Origin of the sequence: Acinetobacter sp. ACNIH2 (genome assembly GCF_002934965.1) — a bacterium.
GTDB classification, from domain to species: domain Bacteria; phylum Pseudomonadota; class Gammaproteobacteria; order Pseudomonadales; family Moraxellaceae; genus Acinetobacter; species Acinetobacter tandoii.
Map to the genome: position 1 here is coordinate 1 of NZ_CP026419.1, position 22,377 is coordinate 22,377.

The 22,377-nt window shown below is 42.0% G+C and carries 34 protein-coding genes and 3 pseudogenes; 23 read left to right on the forward strand and 14 right to left on the reverse strand.

The window, feature by feature from the left end; all coding sequences use genetic code 11:
- The first annotated feature begins 102 nt into the window (after nucleotides 1–102).
- Entirely contained in the window at nucleotides 103–1,116 is a 1,014-nt protein-coding gene (locus C3F34_RS19980) for a tyrosine-type recombinase/integrase (protein ID WP_104442353.1), read from the forward strand.
- A gap of 11 nt (nucleotides 1,117–1,127) precedes the next feature.
- Here C3F34_RS19980 and C3F34_RS19985 read toward each other — a convergent pair whose 3' ends face one another.
- From C3F34_RS19985 to C3F34_RS20050, 14 genes are all read right to left on the reverse strand, one after another.
- Nucleotides 1,128–1,415, reverse strand: coding sequence for a DNA-binding protein (locus C3F34_RS19985; RefSeq protein WP_104441775.1), 288 nt, complete (start codon nucleotides 1,413–1,415; stop codon nucleotides 1,128–1,130).
- Entirely contained in the window at nucleotides 1,415–1,699 is a 285-nt protein-coding gene (locus C3F34_RS19990) for a hypothetical protein (RefSeq protein WP_104441776.1), read from the reverse strand. Before C3F34_RS19990 ends, C3F34_RS19985 begins: the two co-directional genes overlap by 1 nt.
- On the reverse strand, nucleotides 1,686–2,066 hold the full coding sequence (locus C3F34_RS19995; RefSeq protein WP_104441777.1) for a hypothetical protein: 381 nt from the start codon (nucleotides 2,064–2,066) through the stop codon (nucleotides 1,686–1,688). Before C3F34_RS19995 ends, C3F34_RS19990 begins: the two co-directional genes overlap by 14 nt.
- A 132-nt stretch (nucleotides 2,067–2,198) precedes the next feature.
- Nucleotides 2,199–2,516: a hypothetical protein gene (locus tag C3F34_RS20000; RefSeq protein WP_104441778.1), complete on the reverse strand. Its 318-nt coding sequence runs from the start codon at nucleotides 2,514–2,516 to the stop codon at nucleotides 2,199–2,201.
- Nucleotides 2,504–4,015: a 3'-5' exonuclease gene (locus tag C3F34_RS20005; protein WP_104441779.1), complete on the reverse strand. Its 1,512-nt coding sequence runs from the start codon at nucleotides 4,013–4,015 to the stop codon at nucleotides 2,504–2,506. The genes C3F34_RS20000 and C3F34_RS20005 overlap by 13 nt, the downstream gene beginning before the upstream one ends.
- Nucleotides 4,016–4,066: 51 nt before the next feature.
- Nucleotides 4,067–4,996: a transcriptional regulator gene (locus C3F34_RS20010; RefSeq protein ID WP_104441780.1), complete on the reverse strand. Its 930-nt coding sequence runs from the start codon at nucleotides 4,994–4,996 to the stop codon at nucleotides 4,067–4,069.
- Nucleotides 4,997–5,008: 12 nt separating this feature from the next.
- Nucleotides 5,009–5,989 (reverse strand): YqaJ viral recombinase family protein, encoded by a 981-nt coding sequence (locus C3F34_RS20015; protein WP_104441781.1) that lies wholly within the window; start codon nucleotides 5,987–5,989, stop codon nucleotides 5,009–5,011.
- A gap of 1 nt (nucleotide 5,990) precedes the next feature.
- Nucleotides 5,991–6,206 (reverse strand): hypothetical protein, encoded by a 216-nt coding sequence (locus tag C3F34_RS20020; protein WP_104441782.1) that lies wholly within the window; start codon nucleotides 6,204–6,206, stop codon nucleotides 5,991–5,993.
- Complete coding sequence (locus C3F34_RS20025) at nucleotides 6,203–6,580, reverse strand: hypothetical protein (protein ID WP_104441783.1); 378 nt, start codon at nucleotides 6,578–6,580, stop codon at nucleotides 6,203–6,205. Before C3F34_RS20025 ends, C3F34_RS20020 begins: the two co-directional genes overlap by 4 nt.
- Nucleotides 6,573–7,031 carry a hypothetical protein gene (locus tag C3F34_RS20030; protein ID WP_228155296.1) on the reverse strand — a complete coding sequence of 153 codons (459 nt, stop codon included), beginning with the start codon at nucleotides 7,029–7,031 and terminating at the stop codon, nucleotides 6,573–6,575. The genes C3F34_RS20025 and C3F34_RS20030 overlap by 8 nt, the downstream gene beginning before the upstream one ends.
- Nucleotides 7,032–7,122: 91 nt before the next feature.
- A complete protein-coding gene (locus C3F34_RS20035; protein WP_104441784.1) occupies nucleotides 7,123–7,995 on the reverse strand; it encodes a DUF2303 family protein in 873 nt (290 codons plus the stop codon).
- Between the two features lie 59 nt (nucleotides 7,996–8,054).
- Nucleotides 8,055–8,429, reverse strand: coding sequence for a hypothetical protein (locus C3F34_RS20040; RefSeq protein WP_104441785.1), 375 nt, complete (start codon nucleotides 8,427–8,429; stop codon nucleotides 8,055–8,057).
- Nucleotides 8,430–8,620: 191 nt separating this feature from the next.
- Complete coding sequence (locus C3F34_RS20045; RefSeq protein WP_104441786.1) at nucleotides 8,621–8,929, reverse strand: hypothetical protein; 309 nt, start codon at nucleotides 8,927–8,929, stop codon at nucleotides 8,621–8,623.
- A 27-nt stretch (nucleotides 8,930–8,956) separates the two neighbouring features.
- Nucleotides 8,957–9,622, reverse strand: coding sequence for a LexA family protein (locus C3F34_RS20050; protein WP_104441787.1), 666 nt, complete (start codon nucleotides 9,620–9,622; stop codon nucleotides 8,957–8,959).
- A 78-nt stretch (nucleotides 9,623–9,700) separates the two neighbouring features.
- Here C3F34_RS20050 and C3F34_RS20055 point away from each other — a divergent pair, with 78 nt between their 5' ends.
- From C3F34_RS20055 to C3F34_RS20870, 22 genes and pseudogenes are all read left to right on the forward strand, one after another.
- Complete coding sequence (locus C3F34_RS20055) at nucleotides 9,701–9,892, forward strand: Cro/CI family transcriptional regulator (protein WP_104441788.1); 192 nt, start codon at nucleotides 9,701–9,703, stop codon at nucleotides 9,890–9,892.
- Entirely contained in the window at nucleotides 9,889–10,164 is a 276-nt protein-coding gene (locus tag C3F34_RS20060) for a hypothetical protein (RefSeq protein ID WP_104441789.1), read from the forward strand. The genes C3F34_RS20055 and C3F34_RS20060 overlap by 4 nt, the downstream gene beginning before the upstream one ends.
- A 188-nt stretch (nucleotides 10,165–10,352) precedes the next feature.
- The gene (locus tag C3F34_RS20065; protein WP_104441790.1) at nucleotides 10,353–11,012 is read left to right on the forward strand and encodes a hypothetical protein; all 660 of its coding nucleotides are present in this window, start codon (nucleotides 10,353–10,355) and stop codon (nucleotides 11,010–11,012) included.
- Nucleotides 11,009–11,176, forward strand: a complete 168-nt coding sequence (locus C3F34_RS20370) for a hypothetical protein (RefSeq protein ID WP_158654358.1) — start codon at nucleotides 11,009–11,011, stop codon at nucleotides 11,174–11,176. Before C3F34_RS20065 ends, C3F34_RS20370 begins: the two co-directional genes overlap by 4 nt.
- Complete coding sequence (locus tag C3F34_RS20070) at nucleotides 11,173–11,385, forward strand: hypothetical protein (RefSeq protein ID WP_016166618.1); 213 nt, start codon at nucleotides 11,173–11,175, stop codon at nucleotides 11,383–11,385. The genes C3F34_RS20370 and C3F34_RS20070 overlap by 4 nt, the downstream gene beginning before the upstream one ends.
- Nucleotides 11,382–11,900 (forward strand): hypothetical protein, encoded by a 519-nt coding sequence (locus tag C3F34_RS20075; protein WP_104441791.1) that lies wholly within the window; start codon nucleotides 11,382–11,384, stop codon nucleotides 11,898–11,900. The genes C3F34_RS20070 and C3F34_RS20075 overlap by 4 nt, the downstream gene beginning before the upstream one ends.
- 63 nt (nucleotides 11,901–11,963) lie before the next feature.
- Nucleotides 11,964–12,932, forward strand: a complete 969-nt coding sequence (locus tag C3F34_RS20080; protein ID WP_104441792.1) for a DUF1376 domain-containing protein — start codon at nucleotides 11,964–11,966, stop codon at nucleotides 12,930–12,932.
- Nucleotides 12,929–13,678 carry an ATP-binding protein gene (locus tag C3F34_RS20085; protein ID WP_104441793.1) on the forward strand — a complete coding sequence of 250 codons (750 nt, stop codon included), beginning with the start codon at nucleotides 12,929–12,931 and terminating at the stop codon, nucleotides 13,676–13,678. Before C3F34_RS20080 ends, C3F34_RS20085 begins: the two co-directional genes overlap by 4 nt.
- The gene (locus tag C3F34_RS20090) at nucleotides 13,671–14,099 is read left to right on the forward strand and encodes a hypothetical protein (protein WP_104441794.1); all 429 of its coding nucleotides are present in this window, start codon (nucleotides 13,671–13,673) and stop codon (nucleotides 14,097–14,099) included. Before C3F34_RS20085 ends, C3F34_RS20090 begins: the two co-directional genes overlap by 8 nt.
- Before the next feature lie 14 nt (nucleotides 14,100–14,113).
- Complete coding sequence (locus C3F34_RS20790; protein ID WP_104441795.1) at nucleotides 14,114–14,323, forward strand: hypothetical protein; 210 nt, start codon at nucleotides 14,114–14,116, stop codon at nucleotides 14,321–14,323.
- A complete protein-coding gene (locus C3F34_RS20100) occupies nucleotides 14,323–15,039 on the forward strand; it encodes a terminase small subunit (RefSeq protein ID WP_104441796.1) in 717 nt (238 codons plus the stop codon). Before C3F34_RS20790 ends, C3F34_RS20100 begins: the two co-directional genes overlap by 1 nt.
- Nucleotides 15,036–15,425, forward strand: a complete 390-nt coding sequence (locus C3F34_RS20105; protein ID WP_228155297.1) for a hypothetical protein — start codon at nucleotides 15,036–15,038, stop codon at nucleotides 15,423–15,425. Before C3F34_RS20100 ends, C3F34_RS20105 begins: the two co-directional genes overlap by 4 nt.
- Nucleotides 15,418–17,040 carry a terminase gene (locus tag C3F34_RS20110; protein ID WP_104442472.1) on the forward strand — a complete coding sequence of 541 codons (1,623 nt, stop codon included), beginning with the start codon at nucleotides 15,418–15,420 and terminating at the stop codon, nucleotides 17,038–17,040. The genes C3F34_RS20105 and C3F34_RS20110 overlap by 8 nt, the downstream gene beginning before the upstream one ends.
- 72 nt (nucleotides 17,041–17,112) lie before the next feature.
- On the forward strand, nucleotides 17,113–17,397 hold the full coding sequence (locus C3F34_RS20115) for a hypothetical protein (protein ID WP_016166609.1): 285 nt from the start codon (nucleotides 17,113–17,115) through the stop codon (nucleotides 17,395–17,397).
- A 1-nt stretch (nucleotide 17,398) separates the two neighbouring features.
- Nucleotides 17,399–19,074 (forward strand): annotated as a pseudogene (locus C3F34_RS20860) (portal protein).
- Nucleotides 19,074–19,406, forward strand: coding sequence for a hypothetical protein (locus C3F34_RS20125; RefSeq protein WP_104441797.1), 333 nt, complete (start codon nucleotides 19,074–19,076; stop codon nucleotides 19,404–19,406). Before C3F34_RS20860 ends, C3F34_RS20125 begins: the two are co-directional and overlap by 1 nt.
- Nucleotides 19,375–20,018: pseudogene (locus C3F34_RS20130) on the forward strand (hypothetical protein). Before C3F34_RS20125 ends, C3F34_RS20130 begins: the two are co-directional and overlap by 32 nt.
- A gap of 17 nt (nucleotides 20,019–20,035) precedes the next feature.
- Nucleotides 20,036–21,028, forward strand: a pseudogene (locus C3F34_RS20135) (major capsid protein).
- 9 nt (nucleotides 21,029–21,037) lie between these two features.
- The gene (locus C3F34_RS20140) at nucleotides 21,038–21,448 is read left to right on the forward strand and encodes a Bbp16 family capsid cement protein (protein WP_104442473.1); all 411 of its coding nucleotides are present in this window, start codon (nucleotides 21,038–21,040) and stop codon (nucleotides 21,446–21,448) included.
- Nucleotides 21,445–21,768, forward strand: a complete 324-nt coding sequence (locus C3F34_RS20145; protein ID WP_104441800.1) for a hypothetical protein — start codon at nucleotides 21,445–21,447, stop codon at nucleotides 21,766–21,768. Before C3F34_RS20140 ends, C3F34_RS20145 begins: the two co-directional genes overlap by 4 nt.
- A 65-nt stretch (nucleotides 21,769–21,833) precedes the next feature.
- On the forward strand, nucleotides 21,834–22,115 hold the full coding sequence (locus tag C3F34_RS20865) for a hypothetical protein (protein ID WP_416333203.1): 282 nt from the start codon (nucleotides 21,834–21,836) through the stop codon (nucleotides 22,113–22,115).
- A complete protein-coding gene (locus C3F34_RS20870) occupies nucleotides 22,112–22,366 on the forward strand; it encodes a DUF2829 domain-containing protein (RefSeq protein WP_416333204.1) in 255 nt (84 codons plus the stop codon). Before C3F34_RS20865 ends, C3F34_RS20870 begins: the two co-directional genes overlap by 4 nt.
- Nucleotides 22,367–22,377: the final 11 nt, after the last annotated feature.

Sequence of the window (22,377 nt, forward strand, 5' to 3'; positions counted from 1 at the left end):
GGTCTTTTTTTTGCATGTAATTTGGCGCAATTGGTGCATTTGTTGCTCTTTTTGGTAAAAATACGCCATAATTTACGCCAAGATTACGCCAAGACCTGTACGATGAAATTACCCAAAGCCAGAAAAAGAGGTGATGCCTATCGAATTGAATTAATGTTCGATGGAAAGCGTTACTCAGCAACCCGCGATACAGAAAAAGAATGTGAGCAGTGGGCAGCAATAAAAATACTTGAGTTGAAAGCAGGTGCCAAAGAAGATGCTCCAATAAATGAAAAACCTGTTTTCACCTATAAGCAGTTATTTGATGTTTATTGGGACAAAGTAGGCAAGCATACAAAGTCTAAAGATTGGATTTTGACGCAGTACAAAACCTTTGAAAAAAAGATGGGTGAGTTGGCCCATAAAAATATTCATGACATTACACCACTCGATTTAACTAATTGGCGAAATAAGCGTTGTACTGAAGTAAAAGAAAATACTGTGCTTAAAGAGATTTCACTCTATTCAGCAATGTACACATATGCTCAAAAAGAAATGTTCTTGTTGGATTCAAATGTTTGGATGCAAATATCGAAGCCAGTCAAACCTGAATCACGGTACCGTCGAATTTCTCAGACTGAAATTGATACGATGTTGAAGCTCTTGGAATATGAAATAGGGCAGGTACCGACATTGCCACAGCATTATGTTGCTTGGGGTTTTCTTTTTGCTATCGAAACAGCGATGCGCAAGGGTGAGATTCTGAACATGAAGCGTTCAGAAATTTATGACGGCTATGTACACCTTCCAAAAACTAAAAATGGCTCTAAACGTAATGTGCCATTATCTAAGTTTGCCAAAGAGCTGATTGCTCTGATTCCGCATGAGGATGAGCAAATCATTCCACAAAGCCCTGATGCATTCAGAAAGTTATGGGAGCGAAGAAAGGCAGAATCAGGAATTGAAGATTTTCATTTTCATGACACACGCCATGAAGCAATTTCCAGAATGGTTAAAATTAGAAAGTTACCAGTAGAGGTATTAGCCAAAATTACTGGCCATAAAAAAATTGAAGTTCTAGTGAATGTCTATTACAACCCAGATGCAGATGAACTGGTTGAAATGTTTAATTCATAAAAAGAAGAGAGCTAACAAGCTCTCTTTCTTCCACGTTTAGATGTGCTGTCTTTTAATAACTGGGATGCTTTAACTGGGTCATAGAGAAATTTACCCTCAGTTCCTTGGTTGATAGCACTTAGACGTCTGCGCACGGTTGCAACTGAAATGCCATGTCGCTGTGCAATATCCGCAGCGGATACCAATTCAACCTTTTCCTGTTGCATCCCGACCACCGTTGCACCACCGATATCAGATCCTAAGAAAATCTTTGGAGGTACATCAGATTCAACTGTAATTGTATATTTTAAAGCTCCCATCAAGTCACCTCCTTCAAACTTTCCACACTTTCAACAAGGGTGATGGCTTCACTTATATGCGAGCCGTTCTCATTATTTTGAATACAACTAAAGTATTCATCTTTAGCTTCTTCCAGCCCGCCAAACTTCTGCACCAACTCATAAGCATCTATATATTTTTTTAAATCGTCTCTAAACTGGGTATTTATAAATTTTTCCTCAACCTCATTAACAGCATTAAACCTACCAGTCCAGTATTGAGATGCACCCCAGCCAAACTTTTGAACAAATTCAATTGCTGTCATGACTTTGCTCCTGTGCATTTGGGATTGCTTTTAATATTCTTCTCTCAGCCTCAACATGATGATCGAACCAAGTGGAGGGTTCGCCTGTTTCATCAAAGACAGAGGATGTTGATTCATTCTCCATAGCATCAGAGCAGTTGCATAAAATTGTCATCAGATCGTCCTTCGGTACCAAAACAAACCCGTCAGGCACCGCTTGGGATTTGGCTTGCCAACCTTTTTTAAAAAGGTTGAATGCAAGGGCAGTATCGCTATTCTCATAAGGATTTTCATAGTCACCCCATTTTTGATCTAAGCAAAACCCCATTTCATCAGCTTCGACCTCAAAGGCTTCTTGAATTAAATCATTTTCTTTCTGAATACCCATCACTTCACCTATCTCTTATGAGCAAATATCTGCGCAAAACCTTTAATTTTTAAGAGAATTGCGCATAATTTTGCTCAATATCGCCATAATTCAAAATTAATAATTAGTGTTCCGTTTATTGCCAACATCACTTCAAGCCACCAGATAACCCATTCCATGTGATTCACCTTTAACAATATGCAGAATTTCTTTTTCTGCTTTCGGTGTGCAAGTTTGATCAGGTGCCGCAAGGTGTCTTTCAAACTCAGTCCCAAGCTCATGTGCTGCGGTGTTACCCGATAAGTCGGCACCTACACGCATATAATGATGTGACTTTTTATAAGCCTTTTGCGCTTCACGGCTTTTAGCTCTTGCTGCAAAACCACCGTTTAATGCATTTACGTCATAACCTAGTTTTTCTAACCAAATTTTGAATCCTAAGAGGTTCTTTGGTTTGACTACTGCGCGCATAATTCTCGTCCTTCAGGTTGAGTTTGAGTGCTGTAGCCAATCGCCTTGAACAGTGGATTTAAAGCCGAAATATCCAATTCTTTTTTGGCACGTGTAGCAGCAACATATAGAAGTCGGGCTTCATCTTCAGATAGAACTTTTTCACCAGGTGCAGCCGCTTCCTTATAAAAGAAGTCACCACCAAGTTTGACCTTGTTAAATTCCAGACCTTTCGATTTATGGGCCGTAGTCACAACACAATCAAAATCACTTGAATTGCTTTTCATCAATCCTTCAATCAAAGCAGATTCACCAACTGTATTAATTAGACTAACCAGTGGTTTTAGGTCATTTCCTGAAACTTCTTCGGTATATTCAATAACTTCTTCCCAATTGCTAAAGCCTTCAAATACGCTTCCATCGTGAACCTTGATGCCTGATTTAACCTTCTGAGCATCTTGAATGTTTTTCAACAAGGAGGCTGTATCAACCTCTAAACGTGGTTCGCGTCCAATTTTTACCAACTCAACCATGTTCGATAGGGCAGCAGCATTGGTACGGTAGATGAATGCATCTGCAATCACGTCACTGACATCACCAACACTAGAATTGATCTGTTCAAAGCCACGTAATGGAATAGTTTCATCCAAGACATTGAATAAAATCTTATTGGCAAGGTCAGCAATATTTTCACCAAAACGGAATGACTGGCTTAAACGTGTCTCGGCAATTTCTAGAGATTGCATGGCATTGACCGCGCCTCTGAAAGCATAAATTTGTTGGTGGCGATCACCCACATAAATGACTTGCGCTTGTTGCTTACTCAACACATTCAGCATGATCGGATCGGCATCTTGAGCTTCATCGAACAGGATAAAATCAGAATTAATCACTGGATTACTTAAAGCCCAATACTTCAAGTAATGATCATGCTCTAATTTGTTCACCCCTGTAGGATTGAGTACATCGCCCCAATAGTCATATGCCTTAGGTAAAAGGACATTAGCCAACTCTGCACGATAGGTGTCATCCATCCAGTCAGGTAGGGCAGCATATACATGCGCCAGTTGGATCTCGTTGTAATTTGAACGGCAGAAATATCCAACTGCATTCAACATGGCATTAGCCATATGCTTAGAATTGAATAAGCGTTTTTTATCATCTTCACCGCGTTGTTTTACCAATGCGACAGGCACATGATAATTTTCAAGGTTATGGCGGTATGCCAACTGGTTAGACATAAGGCGACGATTCTTCAATTTGTTCGTCAACCAACGTGGCACAGAGTTATATGCAAGACTGTGAAAGGTTTTGCACTTCACATTGTGATTGAATTTAGACTGTGCCTCAGTTGCAATTGCCTTGTTAAATGCTAGGTACATGCCGTGTTGGTTGTACTTTGCATTGCCAATTAATTTTAGTGTTGATGTCTTACCAGCACCTGCATAGGCAGTTACTTTGCAAGATTGTCCTTGAATCGCCATATCAATGGCATGTCGTTGTTCAATAGTTGGATTCATCTTTGATCTCACTATTGGCACCCTCATCGATGAGGGCACCACATGCCAGAGTTATGCTGTTAATTCAGCTGCTTTGCGTTCGTAAATCGAATTGATCTTGTCGATCTGTTCGTCAGTTAGATATGAAGTGTTAGGTTCAAATCGTTCACCCATAATTGAATTGATAACTTCAACATCTGCTGCATCTTCAAGATCAACAACCAACTGAAGGTAGAATTTCTTTGCAGCATAGGCATTTTTAATATCTGTTTGAGCCGGTTCACCTAAATCATCTGGCACAGTGGAACCAACTTGTTTTAATTGATCCAGTGACTCTGCTGCAGCAATTTCTGCAATTAGAGCTGCTGTGTCGAACTCAGGTGCCATATCAACAACCTTGTCCTGTTGTTCACGATGTTCTAACTGTGCTTTTAGACCAGATGCACCTTGATGCTTCTTGATATTTGATGGCTCAGGAGTCACATCAATTTCTTTATCACGCTCTTCTTCAGCAACCCCAAAACCTTTAAGAATATCCGTGAACTCATCGCGTAATGCATAGCCACGTGCACGCATTTGCATCATGCGTCGTGGATATTGAGACCAAGGACCTTGTTTAGTTAATAACCCAGCGCGTTTAGCATCTTCCTTGCTGAATGTTTTGGTAACAGCTTTATGGCCTTTACGTTTAACGATACAAGTTGCAACGTCGTCGGTTTGAGTCTCTTCAAATTGCTCAAGCAACCCTGAACTACGAACCAAGGCAAGAACAGCATCACCCCAAAGAGAAGGACGACCATTAATTACTGCAATGTTTTGCATGGCCTGAAGTGGTTGTAAGCCAATTTCAGCACCCCATTGCATAGCAACTAAAATGTTGCCAGGCTTTTTCTGATAGTCCTTTGGGACAATTTCAGAGTTCGCCAATAAATCAGCAATTTGCATCGCTTCTTGAAGGTTAGTAGGAGTTAAAAAGCCAGTGTTTTGAACTAATGCATTCATGATAAATATTCCTTAAATTGCTTCTTTAAATTTGTTTGAGGTACGGAAAACACGCGTACTGGATGTTTTGCTGTATTTCGCAAATAAATCAGGTTCTTCTTTTTTCAACAGCGTGCTGTCGATACGAGTAGAGGATTGTTCTTTGTAGGTACAGATAGTCATGCCTTGGCTAATCAGCATTTCTGCATCTTGCATGGTGGTAACGATCTGTAGCTTGATCTCATCTTCACGCGCCTTGTCAGCCTTTTGGCGATTCTGAACAGTGATGAGCTCTTCAGCTAATTTGATGTGCTTTAAGTCAGCTTCGACTTGTTTACCAACAACTTGCTTAGACCAGCGATGCAATACATCATCAAAACAAGTTGGATCGGGTGGGACATCAGCAACCACATGGTTGAACCAGAACGCTTTAACTTGACGAAAAATTGAATCAATCAAATCTTCATCACGTTCAATGCGATACATGCGGAACTTGTTGCCACCGATCAGTACTGCTAAATCAATAAATTCACAGCCTGAAAGTAGTAGGTACCAAAGGCACTGTGTTAGGTAATAGTCTGGTACTTGGTCTGAGCCTTCTTCACCAAATAACTTTGCTAGATACTCAGAAGCCGTTTTGCATTCAAGCAGTCTGTCAGTTGTGAGCTTTCCATCTTTGAATCGCACGTTGCCTGAAATTTCAGGATTGATAATTGCGCGGTCAATGTTGCCAATTGCCCAAGGATGATCAGGCAAACTTAATTGTTGTGTTACACGCTGAACCTTTACACCGGCACGACGTGAATATTCTTTTGCAACCAAATCTTCAAGAAGATGACCAAAGTGTGCTGATTCGCTTTGAGACTCAGAGCGTTCACTACGGCCAGTTTTGTCTAACCACAATTGGTATGGTGACTTGTATGGGCTGAAACCAAGGATTGCAGCAACATCTGAACCACCGATTCCTTTTTTACGACCTGCAAGAAACTGGTCGCGATTGACTTGGGTATTCATATCAAACCACCTGATTTTCAGAATATTTAGGTGCCAAAGGGCGGTAGCTTTCATCAGCAGTACGCTGGCAGTTCGCGCAAATCATTGCTGGTATTACGCAACGATGGAAAAATTCATCATCGTAACCATCACGTGTTTCAGTATTTCCGCAGTGTTCACATTCATAAATTGCTGTGAAATCTCGACGGGTTTGAGAGGTGATTTTCTTAATTTTCATAAGAAAAATCCTCCACGTTTCCCCATGATTTCCAAACTAATTGAGCCGATACCTACATCAATGATCAATTCACGAAAATCTTGATTAGAGGTAATGCCAAACTTAAATGCCCAACCACCACCGAAACGACCTGAACCCTTCACTTTGAGTGGGTTCCAACCCCATTTCTCACCATTGAGGTAACTGTTTATAGGATCGCGTGACTTGATGGTTTGCCATGGGAAGCCTTCTAACGACACGTAAATAGTCGATTTGCCAATGTTGATTTCGCTATAGTCTTTAGGAACAACATGGCATAGCATTCTATAAACTAGTGCTTGCAGCTCATTTCGCTGACCTTTAGAACCATGCTTAATCACGATAAGTTCACCCATGAGAACCTCCCAACTTTTGAAGTTTCACAGCAATAGATTCTTCAAGCGCCTCATTGATTTTGGTGAGCTCATAACGGTCAAGGTATGCATTAATTTCTTCACCTGATTCATCACCAACGAACTCAGGTTCAAGACGATCTATCTGAATACCAGTAGAGCGATTGAAGCCGTTGCCATTATCAAAACCTGAATAATCGAAGTTCACTTCAATCAAAAAACTGTCATTAGCTGCAAGGAGCGTTGCATGGCAATCACGACGGCAGTCGTTATATGGCCCAAGATCAAGTGCATCCACTGTGTAGCTGTCAGAAGAAACAGTAATTTGTTGCTGCTCTTCAATTGGTAGCTTTGCTGGTTGATACATTTGTACTGAAGCAAACACTGCTGTCATAACCACTGCACTACCTAAACCACACAAAACCGATTTGAAATTAAAAGAAACCATGTTCATAATCCCTCCTATAGCTTTCGCTATACCCCCTAAAGAAGCCCCGTCCTCGATCAAAAATTCGGGGCTTTTTTTCGTTTAAAATTTAAGTAAATTAGACAGAACCTTCCAAGATGGTTACGTATTCAGGAACACCTGGTAATACGGCCTGTTCTTCTTGATTGGTGACGATTTTCCCGCTGCGGATGTAATCAACGGTATCTTCCATTGATTTTTCGATTGCCTTTTCAAGCTGATCAAGGTCATACCAGAAGGTGATATTTCCATCTTTGATGCGGTAGCGGAAACGAGCAGGAAGGGCATAGTGCTCACCGCCACGGTGAACTTGAATACCAAATACGATTTGTTCAGGAATGGTCAAATTACCAGACACACCTGCACGCGCTTCAATCGTTTCGTTGTATTGAAGTTGAACTTGACCGTTGTCAGTGCGAATACCTGATTTGAAATCAACATTCGTTTTTGCATTCAATGTTTGAACGATTTCATATAGTTCAGCTGCTGCCGGTTGATTGATGTAAGGCATTACATCTTCAAGGAACAAAGCAAACTGAGTTTGAGTGAATTTTTCACCTGAGCTGGCTTCAATTTTTTTAAACTCAGTGGTTTTTTCAACTGTTAAATTTGCGACATGCTTGGCGTGACGTGGAGCAGCTACCACACCATCGTCCGATTTTTCTTTAACTTCGTGGTAATCAAGAACAGCTTTAAAACGACCACTAAGTACATTCACAAAGATAATTGAGTTTTGATCTGCAAAACGCTCTACATATTTAATGAAGTCTTTAGCAGTATCTAGTTTTACAGCTTGCTCAAGATGTAAAGGGCGCTCAAGTGTGTTTTCAAATGTATGAACACGGCCATTGTCTGGAATTACAACAAATGGCAATCCACGTGTTTGTTGCAGTGAAGTTTGACCAAGTGTGAAAGCATTTTGGCATTCGCTTGAATTTTTAGCTTCGCTCATTTTTTAATAAACCTATTTAAAATTGTTGATATTTAAGAAAATATTCCAAAGTTAATTAATTAACTTAATGGCTTGATTACAGGTTTTTCATTTCCAATTGGAATTTGTTTGAGCTCAACTGGCGCTGAATCGATATGCTCCAACTGCAATTTTTGTTGGCGTGGATCTTCACGAACAAGCTGTTGATCACGATCTGTAAATAGAACAGTCGGCTCTTTATCGAATTTAGGAAGCGTAGACTTCACATCATCAATGATTTTGTACACACCATTACCGTTAGGTTTAATAGTGAGTTTCACAGTGATAGTGCTTTGCTTACCTGTGTCTTGAGTTGCTTGAAGCGCTTCAGTTAAAAGCTCATCTAATTCTTCAATTGTGCTGCCACGTTGAAGGTTAGAAAGCGTTTGGCTGAATGAAGTGTTTTTAGCTGACATAGCATTCACCTAACATTTCAGATTTGTTGTTGGTGAGATAAATATAAGAAAACTTAGTTTTTCAATCAAGAGGAATTATAAGAAATCTTAGATATTTTACTTAGAAAACTTATTTCAAAAAATTTAGGCAATAAAAAAGCCCGCGTTAAAATGGGCTTTAGGTTTGATCGAGTAGGGTTTTCTGTATCTAATTAGTATGCTGAATATTCTGAGTTATTTTCAATTTCGCTGTTCAAATCTTCTAAGCTACTTTCAGCATCAGGAACAACATCACGCCAATTTTCACTTTGAAATCTTTCAAATTGAGCATTAACTTCATCAGCCTTACTTTCAAGGTTTGCAACATGTTCTTGCAAGCTCTGAACTTGACCTTCTAGTTCCTCAATTCTTGCGTCTTTTTCACTAACCATCTCATCATACTCATCTTGAGTGATCTGAGGTTCACCACATCCAACGAGAGCCAAACCTAAAACAAGAGGTGCGAACCTTATGATTTTCATTAAAAATAACTCGTATTGTTTTGTTTGTTAAATTTTAATTTTTCGCTTTGCTTTATAAATATAGCGAACAGAATCAATAACCTCACCCACAAAAACACATTCTTCATCGAGATGTATGATGTTTGGCTTAAAGTCAGGATTAAGGGCTTGTAAGTATCTTGAGCCATCAGGTTCAATCACCAGTTTTTTAAATGTCGCACCATCCAATTTGCGAACAACAATTAAATCACCAGATTGAATATCGCTGTATTGAACGTGAGGATCTACCAGGATGTAGTCACCTTCGATAAACATGGGTGCGTTACTTGAGCCTTGTACTTTCAAATAAAAGCAGTCTTCACAATCTTCTGGAAGAGGGAGCCATTCCTCAACTTGAGTCATGTCAATTGCTTCAACATTGGTGAATACACCTGCCTGAACCCATGACAGTACTGGAGCCATTTTAGGTGAGATAGGAGTCACATTAGATGAACTGCTACTACTTTCACCTTTACCAGTCAGGATATATTCAGTCGTGACTCCGAACTCATTTGCCATTGCCTCTAATGAGGCCGCTTTTGGCAAATAGCTATCCTTTTCCCATTCCGTGACAGCAGGCGAACTTACGCCTGCAATCTTAGCTAGCTGCACTTGAGTAAGTTTTTTCGAGCGTCTAAGCGCACGTATGCGCTGACCAGTAGTTTGCTTTTCCATATAAGTTATCTTACATATTGCTTTTATAAGTTTTCTTTGATTAAATAATAAGAAATCTTATTTTTTAGGATGTTGGAAATGACCAAGCAAGAAGCTTATGAGCTGCTTAAGGTAAATGGGGTTGAGTTGGCTGGACTTCTTGGAATCGAGCCGTCAGCCGTTTATCAATGGCCTGAAAATAAAATCCCATTAGCAAGGGAATACCAAATCCGTGATTTAGCGGAAGGTAAGGAACCAATTAAGCACCAACCACATATGGTGAAAGTATGAGTCTTGAAAAGAAATCTACGCATGTTCGCTTGTCTCCAGAGATCCATGAACGAGCAAAAACTCTCGCTGAAATTAAGGGTAAAGACCTTGCTCAATACCTCGCTTTCTTACTTGAAAAAGAAATCGTGGGTGAGTGGCATGTTCTTAATTTACAAGCAAAATCTTTTGAGCGCTTGGGATTAGGAGCTTTAGTGCGGGACTTGTCTACTGAGGTGAGCTTTTCAGAGGGATTGGAAGGGATTCACGGGAATTTAAGCAAAGAAAAAGCCTGATATCTGACATCAGGCTTAGTTGTTCATCAACCAGAGAGATTAAAGAACATGACTAATTTAACAGAACATAAGTGTGCTGGCAAATGTCCAGAGTTTAACGGGGAACAGTGCAATCACTGTTTGATTATTGAAGGTGAAACGGCTCCAGTGGCTTTGTTTGTTTCTGGGTTGGATGACGGGGAAGAAGCATGACGAATACAGCATTGAATCCTTCAGAACAGGACTTAGTTGTCTTGAATCGAAATGATGTAAGTGATGCGAATTACTCGATCACTGTCGCAAGTGATAGACCTGATTATCCTGTTTTTAAATCAAGTACAGGCATTTTTCACACCTATTCAGAAAACAACAGTAAATGGGTCGAATGTAAATCTATCAACGATAAAACATCAGGTTTGAAAGCTGTTGCAGTGGAAACTATCAAGGTTAAAGGATTTGAGGATCTAATTGATGGTAAGGCTGCATTAGCTGCTGCTTTGGCTGGTGAAAAGGTTCAGATTTCTTTAGAACCTTGGGATGAAATTCGTTGGACTGATTTCATTCCAGACACAGACGACACTTCTACGAAATTATTTTTCACTGGATTTTATGATGAACGGAAGGTCTTTTTCCGTATTAAGCCAAAAACTATCACTATCAACGGCATCGAAGTGCCTGCGCCTTTTTCACATCGTCCCGAAGTTGGTCAAGTAATCCTTTATTTAGATGATTCTGAGCCTCAAGGTTTCACTGGTGAAAAATACAGTGGTTTACATGATGCTGACTTTAACTATGGCTGGTGGGGTTCGGAAGAAAAAATAAAAATGGTGGTTGATGCGCTTCGTAAAGTATTCGAGGTGCAGTCATGAGAAATCGCTTTAGTGGTTATTGCTATTACTGCACGCACTTCGTTGCAAAAGGTGCAGGGCATTTTGAAAAGCGCCAAGACGCTAAAGGTTTTCGTGTCATCCATGCTGAGTGTGTGTTCAAGCAGCGCGAAGAAAAGCAAAAAGCGAATGGGGTTACAGCATGAACCTACGTCGCCCTAAAACCCGTTCTCGTTTCAAGCCTGGTCAAGTTGTTCGTTTGGATGGCTGGGCTTATCGCGTGGCTGCAACTATGCGCATTGATAACTGCGAAATTGTGCATGTCTATGCCAAGTTCCGTTGGTCATTTGGTCCTGATATTTCAGCACGTACCGTCACTGCAAAACAATTGGTTTTGATGCGAGGTGCTGCATGATCGACAACACTTCAATTCTCGCTCTAACAGACATTATCCAATTGTCTGAGGATGAACGCTTACAGGCGATTAAAAACAGCTTTGGTGATAAGTCTCATGATGAACTGTTGGGCTTGCTTGGTAATGTTCTGAATATAGCTGTGAATTACGCTCAATCATGTGATGAGACTCTTTATCTGCACATGGTAACGAATGGCGGTATGCATCCATATGCGATTGAAAAGCTAATCTCACCTAGTTTCCATGGTGCTTTGAATGGGCTGATCTTGGCTCAGAAAGCACCTAATCAAGATGTGCTATGCGAATCATGTGCATATCGCTGCGGAACTCTCGCAAATCACTGTCTTACGACTCAATCTGACTTGGCTCATGCTTTGGAATCGGATGCGGTGTTTTATTGCCATAAAGATATTGAGAATCTGGACTGCCCGACCAGTGAAGACAAGAAGCGTATGAAGCCATGCAAAGGTTGGGCACAGCATGTGAAAAACAGGTGGCAACATGAAGGACCTTAATAAAGCACTGCTGTTCATTTTTATGGTGATCGGTGCTGCCGCAATTCGATTAGGGGGTGTGGCTTGAGTGATTCAAAAATTCCACTAACACCAAAAGAGTGTGATGTATCAAATTTTCCATACATGCCGATTGAAATTGATCGTCTTTTGAATTCTGAAACATGGATTCTTGGAGATGATTCAGAAAAAGTTGCAAGTATGACGCTTTGGTTGAAATCGTGGTCGCAAATCCCTGCGGCAAGTATTCCCAACAATGACAAGATGCTTGCGCATCTATCGGGTATGGGTACCAAGTGGAAAAAAGTAAAAGAACATGTTTTACGTGGTTGGATTGATGGTGGCGATGGACGTTTATATCACCACGTTGTTGCAGAGAAAGCATTAGAGGCTTGGATTGAAAAGCTTGCCAATGCTGTATCTGGAGCACATGGCAACGCAAAACGATGGAGTATTGATATTGATACTTCTGAGTTGGAAGGTCAGCTATGCGATGCAGTTTACCGACTAAAAAGTATCGCACCGCAATCCAAAGCGTTAACTAAAAAGATTGCCAAAATGGTCGAGTCACGATCGCAACCCGTATCGGGGGGCGATACCGACCCGAATAGTCAGGGGATCGCAATAGAGAGTAAAGAGAACGTAAATAGAATAGATATTAATAAACACACACAAGACGCGAACCAAAAATCTGAACAAGACGACTCTTGGAAACCCGATTCAAATTTCTTGCTGAACGTCATTCGTGAAAGCGTAGGTGCTCAGGCTGAATCCGTTTTAAACATGCCTGATTACCAATTTCACCTTGGTAACTTCAACGCCCATTGGGAAAACAGACCAGACCTCACTGAAAACCAGCGAACCCGAAAGTTTGCTGTATGGCTCATTGATAAATTCAAGCAGCGAAAACCTGGTACTGATTCCAAAAGCAAGGCCAAGCACGACAACAAGAACGTCAACGACGATTGGGACAACCAACCCAAAAACGATCAACCGTTTCACGGCACAGTCCAACTACCTGAGGGCATGACATGAACGCACATTTTCAATTCAGTAATCATGCAGTCTCACAGGTTGTTTGTGAGCTGCACCAAGTTCAAAAACTTGTGGCAGGTGGGAATTTGATTTGCCCTATGTGTGCGAGTGAATACGTGAATGCTGATCGATCTAAACACCAATCAGAAACAAATCGAGCAGTGTTTGAAAAGCACATTGCAGGGGCAATGCTTCCAGATCGACATGCACATTCGTCATTCTCGAATTACAACACCACCACCCAAGGTCAAGCGAATGCATTGAGCCAATGTGCAAACTTTGCAAAACGGATTGCTGAAAAACAAAACTCAAATTTCATCATGGTTGGATCGACAGGGACAGGTAAAACACACCTTGCTTGTGCAACGGCTAAGAATCTTCTGAAAAGTGGGCTTAAAGCGCGTTGCATCACCAGTGAAGAAATTGCACAGCGGATCATGAACGCATGGGACAAGGACACGAAAGATCAATCCGAGGAAGCTGTGATTTATGAGTTTTCTCAATACGATTTGTTGATCGTGGATGAATACGGATTGCATGACCGTGATAAGCGCATTGAGCTTGTTCACAAAGTTTTAACCAAGCGATACGACTGCAAAAAACCGACCATGTTGATTTCAAACTTCACCTTGAAAAAATTACGTGATGACCTAGGGGACCGATTGTGGTCACGCTTCCAGCACGATGGTTTAACCGTAGTGGAGTGTAATTGGGCTGATGCACGTGTTGGGGGTGCTCATGTCTAAAATCATCATCGGTATCGATCCTGATTTAGAAAAATCGGGTGTGGCAGTTTTGGGGAAATCGCATTTTGAGCTGAAGAATCTCAAGTTTGCAGATGTGGTTGAACTCTTTCACGACCAACAAGACATGATCAAGAAAGTTGTGATTGAAGCTGGTTGGTTAAACAAGAAAGCAAATTTCAGAAGCGGTGCGAAGAAATCACTTGCGGTCAATGAGCAGATTTCAAAACGTGTTGGTGAAAACCATGCAACAGGCAAGTTACTTGTGCAGATGGCACAGCACTTAGGTTTGCCAGTTGTCGAAGTGAAGCCAACAAAATCTAAAACCAATTCAGAAGATTTTAATCGTCTCACTGGTTGGGTAGGTCGAACAAATCAGGAGCAGCGTGATGCTGGCATGTTGATTTGGGGCATGAGCGTTTAGGAGGGATTAAAAATATGCCAGTACTTGCGTTCCTGACTCAGTTCCATGTCAAAGACAAGGTGAAGCGTAGTTCAACGCCTAAGGTGTCTGAGAGCGATATTAAGAATATCCGTCAGCTTCATGCTTCAGGGCTGTCCTATCGTCAATTGGCGCACAAATACGACATATCCCATGAGATGTGCCGAAGAATCTGCAACAGGTATTGCTACAAGGAGGTGATTTGATGTCTCTACGTGGGAAACAGCAACGATTTGTTGAAGAGTATTTGAAGGATCGTAACGCCACTCAAGCGGCAATTCGTGCTGGATATTCAGCAAAGACTGCAAACGAGATTGGAGCACAGAACTTAGCAAAACTTAGTGTGAAGGAAGCGATTGCAAAGGGCGAGGCTGAACTTGCTGAACGCAACAAGATTACCCAAGACAAGGTTTTAAATCGATTGTGGGAAATGGCTACGGCTGATCCCAATGAGTTACAGCGTTTTGTACGTGTGAATTGCCGTTATTGCTGGGGTGAAGATCATTATTACCAGTGGACCAATGGCGAGTATCACAATGCAATTTATCAAGCCAAAGCACGACAACTGCCACCGCCTGATTGTGATGGTGGCTTTGGTTTTGACCGAACCAAAGAGCCAAACCCTAAATGCCCTGAATGCAGAGGGCAAGGACACGGCTTCACCTATATCGAAGATACAACTCGCGTGAGTGATCAAGCAAAGCTCTTGTATGCAGGTGTCAAAGAGACGCAGCACGGCATTGAAATTAAATTTCATGACCAAGTAGCAGCATTGATCAAAGCAGGTCAGCACATCGGAATGTTCAAGGATCAGTTGGTTCATAGCAACGATCCAGAAAATCCATTAACCGAAACCACATCCAACAGCAAAAAACTATCTGCGATTGCCAAGCTTAAAAAGGCGAAGGATAAAGCGAAATGACAAGTGAACAAGAATTTGAAGTCAACCATTTGGCAGAAGCAAACACACAGTGGAGAAAATACTCTAACCGACAAAAACAACGCATTAAATTTTTAGAGATGACTTTGAGATTTGTTAAAGATCATTTTGAAATGAATGATTTAGATAAAGTTATGCCACGTGTCTATGAAGAAATTGTTGAATGTTTAGAAGATCAACAAAGCAAAGTACACAATACTTCATGCACATACAAATTTGAGCTTGCATTTCACCACCTGCAAGACACACCTGAATTGCGCAAGTTGTACTGGTCTGCAATGGGTGTGATTCAATTTGATGACAAGGATCAGGTTGTTATTCCTGAACTAGTTGAATGCCCTGTGTGCAAAGAGGGTGAGCATGTCTAAAAACCCTGACGATGAAATCCTTTCCTTACTTGCTGATATGACAGAAAAGGAAATTGAGCAGTACTTGCTGTCACTGGATGAAGACGAGCACAGAGAAGTACTTAAGCTGCTTGCAAATGCTCCAATTTGGTTTCCGCTTGAAGGCCCTCAAATGGCTGCATATTTATCCACGGCTGATGTGATTGGCTACGGTGGCGCAGCAGGTGGTGGTAAGACGGATTTACTCGCAGGGCTTGCACTGAATATCCATAAGCGTGTGTTGATTGTACGTCGTGAGAAAGCGCAGACGGACGGTATTGTTCAGCGCATTGAAGAGATTGTTGGGCATAAGAACGGATTCAACTCTCAAAAATCTGCATGGCGTTTGGATAATGGCCGTCTTTTAGAGTTTGGTGGTCTGGATAACATCGGTGATGAAAAGCGTTGGCAAGGTCGTGCACATGATCTCAAGGCACTGGATGAGGCTACAGAGATTCGTGAATCACAAGCACGCTTCATCATGGGGTGGAATCGTACCAGTGACCCAAACATCAAGCCTAAATGCCTTCTGACCTTCAACCCACCAACAACCGCAGAGGGACGTTGGGTATTGGATTATTTCGCACCATGGTTGCAGAAGGGTTATCCAAACCCTGCACAACCTGGTGAGCTTCGTTATTTCGCAATGATCGGTGGCAAGGAACAGGAAGTTGCGCGACCTGAGCAGTTTGTTTTGGTTGATGGTGAGCCTTGCTATGAGTTCGATCCAGAGCAATTTAAGCCTGAATTTATCATCAAGCCTAAATCACGGACGTTTATCCCTGCGCGTGTCACAGACAATAAGTACTACATGGAAACAGGCTACATGAATACTTTGCAATCCCTGCCTGAACCTTTGAGGTCTCAAATGCTCTACGGTGATTTCAGTGCTGGTATTGAAGATGATCCATGGCAAATCATTCCGACTGCATGGGTAGAAGCTGCACAGGCACGTTGGAAGCCATACGAAGAAATGCGCATGTTGAATCGTGGTGTCTTTGAAATGGATTCATACGGCTTGGACGTTGCACGCGGTGGACGTGATGAAACGATTGGATATGCACGTTATCAATACTGGTATGCAGATGCAGATTTATTGGCTGGTGCAGATTCACTTGATGGCCCATGTGTAGCTTCGTTTGCCGTTGGTAATACCCGTGACCATGCGCCAATTCATATTGATGTGATTGGGGTAGGTGCCAGTCCTTATGACTTCCTTAATCAATCAGGCATGCATGTAGTACCAGTTGATGTGCGCCAAGCTGCTACATCATTCGACCGTTCAGGCCAGTTGAGTTTTTTCAATCTACGTTCACAGCTTTGGTGGCAGTTCCGCGAAGCATTAGACCCTGCATACGGCAGCATTGTTGCACTTCCTGATGATCCTAAATTACTTGCCGACCTGACTGCACCGCGTTGGTCATTACAGGGCAAGAACATCAAGGCTGAATCACGTGAGGACATTGTGAAGCGTATAGGGCGAAGTCCTGACCGTGGCTCTGCAATCATCATGGCACAGATAGATACACCTAAGCGTCACATCATGCAGATGGTTCATGGATCAAGAGCACGTCGTGAATATGATCCGTATGAGTAGTGTCAACAGCAAAGGGGGAATCTATGAAGTGCCAATGTCAGAATGTGAAAACACAAACGAGGAGATATGACCATGTGTAGCAGCAATATTGGTGATTTATTGATTGGTGGTAATAGCGTTCTTGATGGAACTGCAAAACTATTTGGTATGGAGCCCAAGAAAGCACAGGTTGTGGCTCCACCTGCACAGCCAACAAAACAGGAAAGTAAAGCAGCAGATTCTTCGGCTGTAATTGATCGAGCACAACAAGCACAAAATTCTATGTCTGGCGGCATCGCTAATACTTTGTATACCGACACAACAGGCGTAAATGATGAAGAACTACGTTTGGGCAAAAAAACTCTTTTAGGGCGCTAATATGAACGCAGATGCAATCAAGAAGCTTAAAAAGCGTTTCGATACAGTATGGCAAAACCGCGTCAATGATTATGACGATCATTGTGCTGAGATTGCATTGCATGTTTTACCTGTTGCGATTAAGTCAATCAAGAATCAGGAAAAGCATGATCGTTCAGCATGGCGCAAGATTGTAGATAACACAGGCAAGGATGCTTTGAAGGTTCTTGCAGCAGGTATGTTGTCTGGAACTATGTCACCAAGCCGACCTTGGTTTGTAATTGAAGCGTCTGATCCAATGTTGAAAAAAGACATTCAGGTCAAGCAATGGCTCAAGGACTTGCAAGACGTATGTTATGCAACATTTGCCAAAAGCAATGTTTATCGCACCATGCACAACAACTACCTGCAAGAAGGTGCTTTTGGTACATGTGCTGCCTTGGCACCACGTTCACCAGATGCTGAGCTCATGGATATGATTCCTATGTCCTTTGGTGAATTTGCTATCACCGTGGATCAGTTCAATAAACCCAATGGTGTATTCCGCAAGTTCAAACTAACCGTTGCCAACATTGTTAAACAATTGGGATAGAGAATGTTTCAGATCAAATCAAATCAGCATTTGAAAATGACAACACCGAACAGGAATACACGATTCATCATGCGATTTATCACGTGAGACGCAAAAGGCTATGGCGCTAAAATATGCCTTTGCTTCGGTTTACTTTGAGGAAAAAGAGCAAGAGAAATTATTGCGTGAAATGGTTTAGAGAGTTTTGAGGTCATTGTAGGTCGTTGGACGGTATCAAGCAGTGATGTTTATGGTGAATCACCTGCAAGCGATTGTTTAGGTGATTTACGCGCATTGCAGAAAGGACATCAACAAATTGCTAAGGGGTAGATTATCAAGTTAGCCCACCAATGTTGATCCCGTCATACCTGAAAGGCCAAGAGAAAGAAACTCTGCCAAATGGTATTGCTTACTACAATCCAACTCCGACAAGCCAAGTCGCACAAGTTCAGCCTATGTTGAACGTGCAATTTGATTTAGGTGGTGTGAATACCATTATTCTGCAAAACCAAGATCGTATTAATCGTGCAATGTACAAAGATTTTTCTTAATGCTGGATCAGTACGACAAAGGGCAGATGACAGCTACTGAGGTATATGAGCGCAAATCTGAAAAGATGCTGATGCTTGGACCAGTGGTGGAACGTCAAATTGATGAACTATTACGTCCACTGGTTGAAATTTGTGTAAGTCGTGTTTTAGAGACCACTCAGTTTTTACGTGATTCAGCACCACCACAAATCCAAGGTACGGACCTAAAAATTGATTTTGTGTCTATTTTGGCAATGGCGCAGCGTGCTACTGGTGCATCCAATCTTGAACGTATGCCTGCAAATGATTTCTACCGTTGCACAAATCAATCCAGATGTATTGGATAAGTTTGATTCGGATAAGTATATCGACGAGTACGCAGACACTATTGGTGCATCTCCTACGATTTTCCGCAACCAAAAACAAATTGACCAACGTCGCGCTCAACGTGCGCAGCAACAGCAAATTGCACAGCAACAAGCTTTGGCACAGGCACAAGCTGAAACTCAGCAACAGCAAGCCAACACAATGAAAACAGTTGGTGAAACGGATGCAGAGGCATTAGGCAATCTGCGATTGAAAGGAGGTATTGTCTAATGAATCGTGATAACGCCAAAGAAATTGAGAACGAGCGCGAGAATGAGCTTAACGATCTGCGTTCAGTGCTTAAGACTGATAGCGGAAAACGCTTCTTACAACGCTTAATTAATCGTGCAGCAATTTTTCAACCAACTTACGCCAGTGGAGCCAATCCTAGTGATTTCGCTTTTATGGAAGGCCGTCGAGAGATGGGGCTTTTCATCATTGGTGAAATCACCCAAGCAAATTCTGACGCATGGATTGCCATGCAAAGTGAACATTTCAAAAAACTTAATGCATTAAATGAGAAGGTGAGCCATGAGCGAAACAACCAACCAAACAACGACTGATACTTCGACCACAACAACAGCTTCTGCACCTGGTGAAACAACCACTCCAGCAACCACAACTGTAGAAACGCAGGCTACAACTACACCTGCTGTTGAAACTACAGCAACGACAACAACTGAGCAGCAACAGCAACAAACATTGTTAGGTCAAGATCACCAGCCGAACAGCCTATCGTTTATGCAGACTTCACTATGCCTGAAGGTTTGAGCTGAATGGTGATGATTCAAAGGTTCTTCAGGAGCTGGTCAACAGTTCAAAATGCCGCAAGAAGCTGTTCAAAAGCTTGTTGATTTAGGTGTTCAAATGCAACAGCGCCAAGTTCAAGAGCAGCAAAAAAGCAATTGCATCTTGGGTGGATGCGGCTAAAGCAGATGCTGAATACGGTGGGGATAAATTAGAGGCTAACCTGTTGACAGCGCAACGTGCCTTCAGCTTACCCCGTGGCGACAAATCTCTAAGATTCTATACATGAGTGGACTTGGTATCACCCTGATGTAATTGGCTTTATGACTGAAGTAGGCAAACTGTTGCAACCAGACAGCATAACTACAGGTCAAGGATCAAATACAACAACGCCAAGTCTTGGACAACTTTGGTATGGCGATAAATAACTAACAGAGGGCTTAATATGTCTGTAATCGCACAATTACAACCAACCTTGATGGATCTAGCTGCACGTTACGGACAAACGCCCGAAAGTGCGGTTATTGAAATCTTAAGCGCAAGCAATGAGATGCTTGACGATATGGTATGGATTGAAGCAAACGATGGCACAGGACACAAGACAACTATTCGTACAGGCTTACCTAAGGGTGCTTGGCGTTTATTGAACTACGGTGTCCCTGCTGAGAAAGCAGCAACTGCTGCAATTCGTGACACTTGTGGTCTTTTAGAAACTTACTCAGAAGTTGATAAAAGCTTTATGAAATGGAAAGCAACCCTCAAGAATGGCGTGCAAGTGAAGATGCGGCATTCGTTGAAGGTATGGGTCAAACTATGGGTGAAACATTACTCTATGGTAACTCGCGTGATACACCTGCTGCATTTACAGGTTTTTCCCCTCGTTTAATGACATTGCACAAACCAACCCTGCAAATAAGCGCAACATTTTAGATGCTGGTGGTACTGGTAATAACAACACTTCAATTTGGTTTGTGGTTTGGCACAAAGATACTGTTCACGGTATTTACCCACGTGGCACCAAAGCAGGTTTGCAAATCCGTAACTTAGGTGAAGCGACCAAAGAAGAAGCTGGTGGAATGATGCATCAGGTATTACGAACTCACTTTGAATGGAATGCTGGTGTAACTGTTCGTGACTGGCGTGCGATTGTTCGTATTGCCAACATCGATGTTACAGCACTAACCAAAGATGCAAGCGCAGGTGCTGATCTATTCGACTTGCTTGCACAAGCCGCTGAGTTATTGCACGTAAAACTTCTGGTCGTGTTGCTATTTATGCAAACCGTACAATTTCTTCATTCTTACGTCGCCAAAGCGTTAAAGGGTCGAATGTACGCATTACCACTGATGAACAAGGTGGCCGCACAGTGACTAAATTTGATGGTATTCCAATTCGTCGTGTTGATGCATTGCTAAACACTGAATCTCGTGTGGTTTAAGGAGCTGCCATGTTTATCGATAAATTATTAGTGATGTCGCTTGATCAGGCTATTACAGTCACAGCGGTATCAACAGATACGCTAGATTTGCAGAAAGCTTCAACTAGCGTGAATCGCCTTCCAGTGTTGGTGCGAGGTAAAAACCTTTCACCAACTACGGCAACCATCACTGTGCAGCTTCAACAGTCCAATGACAATAGCACTTGGGAAACAGTTGAAACTTCGCGTGCTTACACTGGTGCAGAGCTTATTGCTGGCACAGTGGCAGAAGTTATGCTTCCAGTTAAAACGAAACGCTATGTACGTTTGAACTATGTTGTGGCGAGTGGTCCATTCACAGCAGGCACCGTGTTTGCTCACATTTCTGACCATCGTGATGTGAATGCTGCTTATCCAGTTATGCAGGGGCTTAATAAATGACTCAGAAGGAAGTACGTGCGAATCAAAAGGGTTTTTATAAAGACCGCTTAATCCAAGAAAATGAAGTGTTTTTGGTACCTGAAGGTGAAACTGCGCTTTGGTTTGATGATGTGAATCCTAAGCCTGTAACTGCTTCAACCCCAACTGGTGGAACACAAGGTTCAGGTGAATCTGATTCGGAAGATAAACCACCTGCATATTCACGCATGAACAAGGCAGAACTCACTTTAGAAGCTGCAAAGGCTGGTATTGAGCTGACTGGTGAAGAAACCAATCCTCAAATCGTCGAGCTTTTGACTGCTAAAAATTCACAAAAATAAGCCAATCAAAGCCCGTATCAGTACGGGCTTTTACCTAATGAATCCATAGCGAAAGGTATTAGAAAATGAACAAGAAATTATTAGCGCATGCTTTGTGTGCATATGTTGGCACCAAATCAGTTTTAGCAACAACAATGACTCGCGGTGAATATAACGATTATCGCGGTTGGCAGATTCCTGAAAATGAAGATCCAACTGAACAAGGTTACTTAGTCGAATATGTGGATGGCGGCAAGCCAAACGACGAACGTCATGCTGGTTATATTTCATGGTCTCCTAAAGATGTGTTTGAACAATCCTATAAGTCCAGTGGCTCTTTAAGTTTGGTGATGCGCTTATTGCATTGAAACAAGGTAAAAAAGTTGCTCGTAGTGGTTGGAATGGCAAAGACCAATACGTAGTTGCCCAAGGGGAATCCAAACAAGTTGAATCCACCTATATTTGGAATCCCCATAACAAAGCCCATGCTGAGAAGATTGGTGGTTATATAGATGTTGCACCTTACTGTACGCTTAAAACAGCGCAAGACACCTTAGCTATGGGGTGGGTTCCATCAACTGGTGATCTATTTGCAGAAGATTGGGTTGTTGTTGCCTAACCAATACTATC